The 10,180-nt window shown below is 73.8% G+C and carries 11 protein-coding genes; 3 read left to right on the top strand and 8 right to left on the bottom strand.

Annotated elements, in window-relative coordinates; translation table 11 throughout:
* Positions 1 to 308 precede the first annotated feature (308 nt).
* Positions 309 to 1,121, bottom strand: a complete 813-nt coding sequence (locus tag F8279_RS27430) for a DUF3097 domain-containing protein (protein ID WP_151501477.1) — start codon at positions 1,119 to 1,121, stop codon at positions 309 to 311.
* Between the two features lie 161 nt (positions 1,122 to 1,282).
* On the opposite strand from F8279_RS27430, the gene F8279_RS27425 reads away from it, so the two are divergent.
* Positions 1,283 to 2,077: a hypothetical protein gene (locus tag F8279_RS27425; RefSeq protein WP_121685435.1), complete on the top strand. Its 795-nt coding sequence runs from the start codon at positions 1,283 to 1,285 to the stop codon at positions 2,075 to 2,077.
* A gap of 63 nt (positions 2,078 to 2,140) precedes the next feature.
* Here F8279_RS27425 and F8279_RS27420 read toward each other — a convergent pair whose 3' ends face one another.
* The 7 genes from F8279_RS27420 to F8279_RS27390 all read right to left on the bottom strand — a co-directional run bounded on the left by F8279_RS27420 (position 2,141) and on the right by F8279_RS27390 (position 9,075).
* Complete coding sequence (locus F8279_RS27420) at positions 2,141 to 3,004, bottom strand: HAD-IIA family hydrolase (RefSeq protein ID WP_192580785.1); 864 nt, start codon at positions 3,002 to 3,004, stop codon at positions 2,141 to 2,143.
* The gene (locus F8279_RS27415) at positions 2,953 to 3,984 is read right to left on the bottom strand and encodes a ferrochelatase (protein WP_151501476.1); all 1,032 of its coding nucleotides are present in this window, start codon (positions 3,982 to 3,984) and stop codon (positions 2,953 to 2,955) included. The genes F8279_RS27420 and F8279_RS27415 overlap by 52 nt, the downstream gene beginning before the upstream one ends.
* 57 nt (positions 3,985 to 4,041) lie before the next feature.
* Complete coding sequence (gene fabI, locus F8279_RS27410) at positions 4,042 to 4,809, bottom strand: enoyl-ACP reductase FabI (protein ID WP_151501475.1); 768 nt, start codon at positions 4,807 to 4,809, stop codon at positions 4,042 to 4,044.
* Positions 4,810 to 4,832: 23 nt separating this feature from the next.
* Complete coding sequence (gene fabG, locus F8279_RS27405) at positions 4,833 to 5,537, bottom strand: beta-ketoacyl-ACP reductase (protein ID WP_151501474.1); 705 nt, start codon at positions 5,535 to 5,537, stop codon at positions 4,833 to 4,835.
* A 558-nt stretch (positions 5,538 to 6,095) separates the two neighbouring features.
* Positions 6,096 to 7,046 carry a VWA domain-containing protein gene (locus tag F8279_RS27400; protein WP_151501473.1) on the bottom strand — a complete coding sequence of 317 codons (951 nt, stop codon included), beginning with the start codon at positions 7,044 to 7,046 and terminating at the stop codon, positions 6,096 to 6,098.
* Positions 7,043 to 7,990: a DUF58 domain-containing protein gene (locus tag F8279_RS27395; protein WP_091427414.1), complete on the bottom strand. Its 948-nt coding sequence runs from the start codon at positions 7,988 to 7,990 to the stop codon at positions 7,043 to 7,045. The genes F8279_RS27400 and F8279_RS27395 overlap by 4 nt, the downstream gene beginning before the upstream one ends.
* A complete protein-coding gene (locus F8279_RS27390; protein WP_091427411.1) occupies positions 7,969 to 9,075 on the bottom strand; it encodes a MoxR family ATPase in 1,107 nt (368 codons plus the stop codon). The genes F8279_RS27395 and F8279_RS27390 overlap by 22 nt, the downstream gene beginning before the upstream one ends.
* Before the next feature lie 253 nt (positions 9,076 to 9,328).
* Between F8279_RS27390 and F8279_RS27385 the strand changes: the two genes are divergently transcribed.
* Together F8279_RS27385 and F8279_RS27380 are read left to right on the top strand one after the other, a co-directional pair.
* Positions 9,329 to 9,538 carry a hypothetical protein gene (locus tag F8279_RS27385; protein ID WP_151501472.1) on the top strand — a complete coding sequence of 70 codons (210 nt, stop codon included), beginning with the start codon at positions 9,329 to 9,331 and terminating at the stop codon, positions 9,536 to 9,538.
* Positions 9,539 to 9,611: 73 nt separating this feature from the next.
* Entirely contained in the window at positions 9,612 to 10,139 is a 528-nt protein-coding gene (locus tag F8279_RS27380) for a PH domain-containing protein (protein WP_151501471.1), read from the top strand.
* Positions 10,140 to 10,180: the final 41 nt, after the last annotated feature.

Genomic DNA, 10,180 nt, shown 5'->3' with positions numbered 1-10,180 from the left:
GATCTTGCACTTGTGGCCCTCGTTTCGCCCCGCTATGCCCGATCCGTGGGGGCCACAACTCCATGATCGACGCACACACCCGCACCGCCCGACCGCGATGATCAAGGAGTTTGTGTCGGCGTTGATCTCCAGCACGCCCGCGAACTCCTTGATCAACCAGGTGAGGGCACCGGGAACGGAGTCCGGAAGGGAGCCTGGGCCGGGCACGGTCGCCCCCGGCACTCGACCGCAACCACCCCGGGCGCAAGCCGAGCCCTGACAGCAACCGCAACCACCGCCGGAACGCAGCTACCCCGAGCCGCAACCACTCACCCGGGCTCGGTGACGAAGTCGATCAGGCGCTCCATCGCGTTGATCAGCGGCGTCTCCACGTCGGCGAAGCTGTCCACCCGGGACAGGATGTGCCGCCACATGTCGGCCGGCTCGGCCACCCCGAGCGCCGCGCAGACGCCTTCCTTCCAGGGCTGCCCCGGAGGCACCACGGGCCACGCCGCGATACCGAGCGCCGCCGGGCGTACCGCCTGCCACACGTCGACGTAGGGGTGCCCGGTGACCAGCACGTGCGAGGAGTTGACCCGGGCCACGATCCGGCTCTCCTTCGAGCCGGGCACGAGGTGGTCGACGAGCACGCCGAGCCGGCGGCCCGGGCCGGGCGCGAACGCGCGTACCTCGTCGGCGAGCGCGTCGATGCCGTCCAGCGGTTCCACCACCACGCCCTCGATGCGCAGGTCGTCGCCCCAGATCCGCTCGACCAGCGCGGCGTCGTGCACGCCCTCGACCCAGATCCGGCTGGCCTTGGCGACCTGCGCCCGCACGCCGTCCACAGCGATCGAGCCGGACGCGGTACGCCGGCGCGCGGCGGGCACCGGGGCGCGGGCCGGCCGCCGCAGCGTGACCGGCTTGCCGTCGAGCAGGAACGCGGCGGGCAGCAGGGGGAAGTTGCGCCGCCGACCGTGCCGGTCCTCCAGCACCACGGCGCCGGAGTCGAAGCCGACGACGGCGCCGCAGAACCCGGAGTCGGCGTCCTCGACCACCAGGTCGGGTTCGGCGTCGACGTCGGGGGTCACCTTCCGTCGTCGCCAGTCGCCGGCCAGCACGTCCCCGTCGTATCGCCCCGCCATGCCGCAGACGCTAGCCAGCGTCCCGGCGTGTCGCTCGGCGACGCGCCGACCGGGCCGTCATCCGTCGGCACGAAACGGTGCGAAGGGGGTAGTTGGGACCAGGTCGCGCCGCCGGAGCGGCAGCCGAGACAGCAGCGGCGCGGAGCACGTACCCTTTCCGCATGTCCTCCCCCGCAACGGGCGCGGCCACGCTGGCTCCGCGCCGGTCGAGCCGGTTCGTCGCCTGGGTGCGTGCCTGGCGAGCCGGCCTGGTGCCGTTCGACGAGGTGGCCGACGCCGTCGCCGGCGACGAGGAGCACCTGGTCGCCGACGCCCCCGGCACCTGGACCGACGTGTCGCTGCGGGAGGCGCTGCCCAGCCTCGCCAAGCATTCGCCCGACGACATCCGCCTGGTGCTGCCCGCGCCCGGCGACCCGCGGGGTCTGCCCGGTCCGGGCGCGTTCGCCGGGGCGGCGCTGGTGGCGGGCGAAGCGGTGGTGGCGAGCGGGATGGGGCTGGTGCCCGAGGTCCGTACGCACACCTCCGGCTCGGGAATGACCTGGGAGACGGTGCTCTGGCGGGTCCATCCGCTGCCGGCGGACGCGCCGAAGGCGTCGCTCGCCACGCCGGGCGCGGCGGAGGCCGAGGCCGAGCTGGCCGCCGTGCTGGCCGAGACCACCGCGACGCTGACCCGGCTGGACGTCGCGCAGTGGCGCCCCGAGCTGGCCGGCGCGCTCGCCGCGCTGCGCCGCCCGGACGGCGCGACCGACCTGCCTCCCGGCTTCGACCCGCGGGCCCGCCGCCTGTTCGCCCGCGCGGCGGTGCTGGACCGGGTGCTCGCGCTGGCCGGGGAGAGCGCGCCCGGCGGCGCGGTGAACACCTACGAGGCGCAGCAGCGGGACGCGGCGCTGCGACCGCTCACCACCGCGTGCCGGCAGGCGCTGGTGGCCGCCTGCAACGCGCCGCTGCGGCTCTAGCGCCGCAAGCGCCACCGACAGCGGCCGGGCGAGCAGCAGCCGGAGCCGCAGGAGAGCTCGCGCTCAGACCTCGTCGATCAGGTCGGCCACCGAGTCGACGATCCGCGACGGCCGGTACGGGTACCGCTCCGCCTCGGTCCGGCTGCTGATGCCGGTGAGCACCAGGATCGTCTCCAGCCCGGCTTCCAGGCCACACAGGATGTCGGTGTCCATCCGGTCGCCGATCATCGCGGTCGACTCGGAGTGCGCGTCGATGGTGTTCAGCGCCGAGCGCATCATCATCGGGTTGGGCTTGCCGACGAAGTACGGGTCGACCCCGGTCGCCTTGGAGATCATCGCCGCCACCGATCCGGCCGCCGGCAACGCGCCCTCCATCGACGGGCCGGTGGCGTCGGGGTTGGTGCAGATGAACCGGGCGCCGTCGTTGATCAGCCGGATCGCCTTGGTTATCGCCTCGAAGCTGTAGGTGCGCGTCTCCCCCAGCACCACGTAGTCCGGGGCGAAGTCGCTGAGCACGTAGCCCACCGCGTGCAGCGCCGTGGTCAGGCCGGCCTCACCGATCACGTACGCGGTGCCGCCCGGCCGCTGGTCGGCCAGGAACTGGGCGGTGGCCAACGCGGACGACCAGATCGCCTCCTCCGGCACGTCCAGCCCCATCCGGGCCAGCCGGGCCTGGAGGTCGCGCGGCGTGTAGATGGAGTTGTTCGTCAGCACCAGGAACGGCTTGCCGGAGGCACGCAGCTTCTTGACGAACTCCGGGGCGCCGGGCACCGGCTGCCCCTCGTGCACCAGCACGCCGTCCATGTCGGTGAGCCAGCTCTGCACCGGCTTGCGGTCAAGCATCGTGTCGTCCCCAGGGTGTCGTCGGGTCGGGCTCAGGGCCGGCGGGCCGGGGGCACGCAGCACAACGCCGGGCAGGTGTCCCAGGCGGGCAGCTCGCCCAGGCGGCGGCGCAGCCGCTCCCCGTCCGGGGCGGTGCGCTCTCCGACCAGCTCGCGGACCATCGCCACGAACCGCGGATCGGTGCCCGGCGTGCCGGCGCGGACGAAGTCCAGGCCGAGCTGCTTGGCCGTCTCCAGCGCCTCGGTGTCCAGGTCCCACACCACCTCCAGGTGGTCGGAGACGAAGCCGATCGGGCTGACCACCACGCCCGTCACGCCCTGCTCGGGCAGCGTGGCCAGGTGGTCGTTGACGTCCGGCTCCAGCCACGGCACCTGCGGCGGCCCGGACCGGCTCTGCCAGACCAGGTCGTACGCCAGGTCGGGCGCGGCCGCGGCGTGCACCAGCCGGGCGACCTCCTCGAGCTGGGCGGTGTAGCGGCCGCCGTGCGGGCCGGCGGTGGCCGCCGCCGACATCGGGACCGAGTGCGCGGTGAAGACCAGCCGGGTGCTGTCCCGCTTCGCCGGGTCGAGCTGGGCCAGCGCGGCACGGACCGCGTCGGCGTGCGGCTCGACGAAGCCGGGGTGGTCCCAGAACTGGCGCAGCTTCTCGATCAGCGGGGCGTCCGTTCCGACCGCGGCGCGGGCCGAGGCTATGTCCTCCTGGTACTGCCGGCAGGACGAGTAGCCGCCGTACGCGCTGGTGACGAACGCCAGCGCCCGGGTGATCCCGTCGTCGCGCATCCGCGCGACGGTGTCGGCGAGCATCGGATCCCAGTTGCGGTTGCCCCAGTAGACCGGCAGGTCGACGCCGTTGGCGGCGAAGTCCTCGCGGATCGCCGCGAGCAGGTCACGGCACTGCTGGTTGATCGGCGACACCCCGCCGAAGTGCAGGTAGTGCTCGGCGACCTCGGCCAGCCGCTCCGGGGGCACCCCCCGCCCCCGGGTCACGTTCTGCAGGAACGGGAGAACGTCCTCGGGCCGCTCCGGGCCGCCGAAGGAGACCAGCACCAACGCGTCGTACGCCATGGGGACCATTGTCCCTCGCGGCCCGGGGCGGCGCGGCGGCCACCCCGGGTCCGGGTGTCAGGCGCCGATCGCGTGGTAGCCGCCGTCGACGTGGACGATCTCGCCGGTGGTGGCCGGGAACCAGTCGGACAGCAGGGCCAGGCAGGCCCGGGCGGCGGGCTCCTGGTCGGTGAGGCTCCAGCCCAGCGGGGCCCGCTGGGTCCAGGCGTCCTCGAACTGGTCGAACCCGGGGATGGACTTGGCCGCGATGGTACGCAGCGGTCCGGCCGCGACGAGGTTGCTGCGGATGCCCTGCTTGCCCAGGTGCAGCGCCAGGTAGCGGGAGGCGGACTCCAGCCCGGCCTTGGCCACGCCCATCCAGTCGTAGACCGGCCACGCCTTGGTGGCGTCGAAGGTGAGGCCCACCACGGCGCCGCCGGCGGACATCAGCGGCAGCGCGGCCATGGCGAGGGACTTGTACGAGTAGGTGGAGACCTGGAGCGCGGTCGCCACGTCCGCCCAGGGGGCGTCGAGGAATCCGCCGCCGAGGCAGCTCTGCGGGGCGAACCCGATCGAGTGCACGACGCCGTCCAGGCCGTCGACGTGCTCGCGTACCTTGTCGGCCAGGCCGGCCAGGTGTTCCTCGTTGCTGACGTCCAGCTCGATCACGGGCGCCGGCTCGGGCAGGCGCTTGGCGATCCGCTCCACCAGGGAGAGCCGGCCGTAGCCGGTGAGCACGACCTGTGCGCCGCTCTCCTGGGCGAGCTTCGCCACCGAGAAGGCGATCGACGCGTCGGTGATGACGCCGGTGACCAGCAGCCGCTTACCGGCGAGAAGTCCGGACATTGCGTGTCTCCTCCGTGCTCTGCTCAGTGACCCATGCCGAGGCCGCCGTCGACCGGGATGACGGCGCCGGTGACGTATCCGGCCGCGTCCGAGGCGAGCCAGGTGACGACCCCCGCGACCTCGTCCGGGGTGGCCATCCGGCCGGCCGGGATCGACTTGCGGATCTCCGCCCTGCGCTCCTCGGGCAGGCCCGCGGTCATGTCGGTGTCGATGAACCCGGGCGCCACCACGTTCGCGGTGATGTTGCGGGTGCCCAGCTCGCGGGTGATCGAGCGGGCCACGCCGACCAGGCCGGCCTTGCTGGCCGCGTAGTTGACCTGACCCGCGCCGCCGGAGAGACCGACCACCGACGAGATGAAGATCATCCGCCCCCAGCGGCCGCGGAGCATCTTCGTCGAGGCCCGCTTGGCGACCCGGAACGAGCCGGTCAGGTTGGTGTCGAGGACGCGGGCGAACTGCTCCTCGGACATCCGCATGATCAGCGTGTCGTCGGTGATGCCGGCGTTGGCGACCAGCACCTCCACCGGGCCGAGTTCGGCCTCGACGGCGGTGAACGCGGCGTCGACCGACTCGGCGTCGGTCACGTCACACCGCACACCGAACAGGCCCTCGGGGGCTTCGCCGCTCCGGTACGTCACCGCCACCCGGTCGCCCTGCTTGGCGAACGCCTGCGCGATGGCCAGGCCGATCCCCCGGTTCCCGCCGGTCACCAGCACGGTTCGGGCCACGGATCCCCCTCTGTTCCAGTGATCTCTCGGTCGGTCGGAGCCTAGGGGTTACCGACAGGTAAGCGCTAACCCGCGCAGGTCACAGGGCCGCTCCAGCCGGGGTCCGCGGGAGCGGCGGCCGCGCGCGCGACACCCGCACACCCCGGTGTACGATGATCGCGTCTGCGGGCCGGTCTGCGCCCGCGCCGGGCCCCGCCGACCGCAGGAGGTGATCGCTGTGCGAGATAGCGATCCTCCCAGTCGTGGCCGGGCCCACCGTCAGCCCCGCTGAGCCACGGCTCCGTCGACGCGGCTGACCCGCTTCCCGCCCTCCGCACCGCATCCGCTCTCCGGCTGACACACCGGGGGTGGCCCTGCCGCGCGGCGGAGCACCCGGTCACGACTTCGTGCGCGTACGCCCCGACCCCCCGACGGCCCGCACCGGGCCGACCGTCGCCACGGAGCACACTCATGAGCCGTTACGTCGCCCCGCTGGGCTTCACCCTCGCCGCCGTCTGGGTGGCCGTCCTGTTCGTGCTGGCCGGCGGCGGTCACTGACCACCGCCGGCCGATTCCGGCTCAGACCAGCCGGGACGTCCAGAGCAGACTCAGCCCGCCCGCGCACAGGGCCAGCAGCAGCGCGATCCCCGCGTACCACTGGGTGATCTCGCGCGGCTCGGTCCGGTAGCCGATCGAGCTGCCCATGTCCTGGTAGACCTGCTTCAGCTCGCTCGCCGACGCGGCCTCGTAGAAGAAGCCCTGCGTGGTCTCCGCGAGCTGGGACAGCGCGGTACGGTCCACCGGCACCCGCTGGAGCTGCCCGCCGATGTCGACCTGCCCCGAGTCGGTGCCGAACGCGATGGTGGACACCGGCACGTTCGCCGCCTGCGCCGCCGCGGCGGCCTCCTCCACCGAGCGGCCCGACGTGCGGTAGCCGTCGGACAGCAGCACGATCCGGGCCGGCGGGATGCCGGCGGCGCCGTCGGCCGGCACCGAGCGGATCGACTCCAGGCAGGTGAAGACCGCCTCGCCGGTGGCGGTCGCCTCGGCCAGCACCAGCCCGTCGATCGCGGTGGTGACGGCGGCCCGGTCCTTGGTCGGCGGCACCAGCACGTTCGCCGACTTGGCGAACGAGACGAGCCCCAGGTTGTAGCTCTCCGGCAGCTCGCCGACGAACTGCTTGGCCGCCTCCTGCGCCGCCTCCAGGCGGTTCGGCGACACGTCGTCGGCCTGCATCGACAACGACACGTCGATGGCGAGCATCACCGTGGCCCGCTCCAGCGGCTCCCGGGTGTCGATCGCCGGCCGGGCCAGCCCGGTCGCCAGCACCAGCAGGCAGAGCAGGAACGCGGTCGCCGCGACGTGCCGCCGCCAGCCCAGCCCCTTCGGCGCGACGGTACGCAGCAGGTCGACGTTGGTGAACCGCAGCGCGTACTGCCGGCGGTGCAGTTGCCGCCAGACGTACGCGGCGGCGAGGGCGAGCACCGGCAGCACGGCGAGCAGCCACCACGGTTGCAGAAAACGGATCATCGAGTCGTCCCTCGGGTGCGGGCGTGCCGCTGCGCGGCGACGAAACGCACCATGTCCAGCAGCCAGTCTCGGTCGGTACGCAGGCGCAGGTGGGCCGCGCCCGCGGCGCGCAGCTCGGCGGCGATCGCCCCGCGCTGGGCGGCCGCCGCCTCGGCGTACCGGCGGCGCAGGCCCGGGTCGGCGGTCTGCACCTCGTGCAGTTCCCCGCTCTCCGGGTCCACCACCGGCAGCACCCCCACGTCGGGCAGTTCCAGTTCCCGCGGATCGACCACCTCGACGGCCAGCACGTCGTGGCGGACCCGCAGCTTACGCAGCGGCCGGCCCCACTGCTGCGGCGGCGCGAGGAAGTCGGAGATCACCACCGCCACGCCGCGTCGCCGGGGCGGCCGGTTGAGCGTGTCGACGAGCGCGCCGAGGTCGCTGCGGCCGGGCCGGACCTCGGCGCCGGCGACCGCCCGCAGCAGCCCTTGGGCCTCCTTGCGGCCGGAGCGGGCGGGCAGCCGCAGCATCGTGCCCGGCCCGCCGGTGCCCACCACCGCGCCGATCCGGTTGCCGCCCCGCACGGTCAGGTGGGCCAGCGCGGCCACCGCGGCCACTGCCACGTCCCGCTTGAGCCACCGCCCGGTGCCGAAGTCCAGGCTGGCCGACATGTCGACGGCCAGCCAGGTCTCCAGTTCGCGGTCGGCCACCGTACGCCGCACGTGCGGCATCGTGGTGCGGGCGGTGACCGGCCAGTCCATCCGGCGCACGTCGTCGCCGGGCCGGTACTCCCGGGACTCCCCCGCCTCGCTGCCCGGGCCGGGCAGCAGCCCGGCGTAGTCGCCCTGGAGCAGCCCGTCCAGCTTGCGGGTGACCATGAGCTGGAGCCGGGCCAGCGCGGCCCCCGAGCGGTCGCCGGTGGCGCTCAGCCGGGTGGGCGGGGTCACGGCCGCTGCCCGGGCCACCCGTTGTGCGGCACGGCCGGCGGCGGTGGTGTGGCCTGCTGGCGGGGCGCGACGGCGGGCAGCGGGATGGTCGACATCACCCGGTGCACGATGTGGTCGGCCGGTACGTCGTCGGCGAGCGCGTCGTAGCTGAGCACCAGCCGGTGGCGCAGGATGTCCGGCGCGATGTCCTGCACGTCCTGCGGCAGCGCGTAGTCCCGGCCCCGCAGCAGCGCCAGCGCGCGGGTGGCCCGGACCAGGCCGAGCGACGCGCGCGGGCTGGCGCCGTACTGGATGAGCTGGGCCACGTCGGGCATGCCGTGCTCGGCCGGCGCCCGGGTGGCGAGCACCAGCCGGACCGCGTAGTCGACGAGCGCGTTGTGCACGAACACCTGGTCGGCCTTGTGCTGGAGGGCGACCAGATCCGGGGTGTCGAACACGCGGGCCGGCTCGGGCGGGGCGACGCCCATCCGGTAGACGATCTCGCGCTCCTCGGCGTCCGTCGGGTATCCCACGACGATCTTCATCAGGAACCGGTCCCGCTGCGCCTCCGGCAGCGGGTAGACGCCCTCCTGCTCGATCGGGTTCTGGGTGGCCATGACCAGGAAGGGGTCGGGCACCCGGTGGCTCTCGCCGCCGATGGAGACCTGCCGCTCGCTCATCACCTCCAGCAGCGCCGACTGCACCTTGGCCGGCGCGCGGTTGATCTCGTCGGCGAGCAGGAAGTTGACGAAGACCGGGCCCAGCTCGACGTCGAACTTCTCGCTGGACTGCCGGTAGATCCGGGTGCCCATGATGTCGGCAGGCACCAGGTCGGGGGTGAACTGGACCCGGGCGAACGAGCCGCCGACGACCCGGGCCAGCGTCTCCACGGCGAGCGTCTTGGCCACGCCCGGCACGCCCTCCAGCAGGCAGTGGCCCCGGGCGAGCAGCGCGACGAACATCCGCTCGACCATCCGGTCCTGGCCGACGATCACCCGCTTGGTCTCGAACAGCGCCCGCTCCAGCAGCGTGGCGTCCTGAGCCGGGGTGGTGCCCGCCGGGGGCGGCGTGTCCGGCGCCACCTCGGTCGGGTTCGGCACGTCGGGTGTGGTCGGCTGGGCCACCGGTCCTCCACAGCAGGGTCGTCGTCGCGGCGTGGTGCGTATCAAGACTGTCATGCCTCGCTGAGAGCCGAGGGCGGGAGAGGCACGATTTTCGCCCGGCCGTCCGTCCACGCCGTCCCGCCGCACGGGAAACGCTGAACACGGGTGGACAACAAGGGGTCCGCAGTGTGTACGATTCACCCCGTCGCCGGGCGGCTCCCCCCGTGGCCGCCCGGCGCTAAAACTCCCGGTGTGCGGCCTCTAGACTCGCCCGGTGACGACTCCCACCACCCCGGACGAGACGCTGACCTGCTCGGCGCGGGGGTGTCGCGCGCCCGCCGCCTATCAGCTCCGCTGGCACAATCCCCGCCTGCACGCGCCCGACCGGCGCAAGACCTGGCTGGCCTGCCCGGAGCATCGGGGCTCCCTCGGTGACTTCCTCGACGCACGCGGCTTCCTCCGCGAGGTGGTCCCGCTGCCCTGATCGCCTACGCTCGAAGCGTGAGCGAGCAGATGATCCGAGCCCGTACCGGCGGCGAGCACGGCAGGTCCTCCCGATGAGCGGTGGCGGCCCCGCCGGCCTCCCGCCCGCCTCGCGCAGCGCGTTGGAGCCCTGGCCGGACACGGTCCGCTGGCAGCCGATCTCGCGCGACCTGATCTGGGTGGAGCTGATCCGGCTCGGCATCGGGCTGGCGGTGGCGCTCGTGGTGCTCGGCGTGGCCTGGGCGCTGGCCGGGCACTGGCTGCTCGGCGCCGCCGTCGGCGGGGCGCTGCTGCTGGGCGTCTGGCGGTCGATCACCATCGTGCGCGCCGTCCGCGCCTGGGGGTACGCCGAGCGCGACGACGATCTGCTCGTGCGGCACGGCCTGCTGGTGCGGCGGCTGTCCATCGTGCCGTACTCGCGGATGCAGTTCGTCGATGTGAGCGCGGGTCCGCTGGAGCGCGCCTTCGACCTCGCCACCGTGCAATTGCATACGGCGGCGGCCGCGAGCGACGCCCGCGTGCCCGGGCTGCCTCCGGCCGAGGCGTCCCGGCTGCGCGACCGGCTCACCGCGCTGGGCGAGGACCGGGCGGAGGGCCTGTGAGCGAACGGAGCGACTCCGGCGCCCCGCCGCCCCACGACGAC

The sequence above is a fragment of the Micromonospora sp. AMSO1212t genome (assembly GCF_008868145.1).
GTDB lineage: Bacteria > Actinomycetota > Actinomycetes > Mycobacteriales > Micromonosporaceae > Micromonospora > Micromonospora tulbaghiae.
The sequence above is the reverse complement of the archived record's forward strand: the minus strand, read 5'-3'. Positions and strand labels throughout refer to the sequence as shown.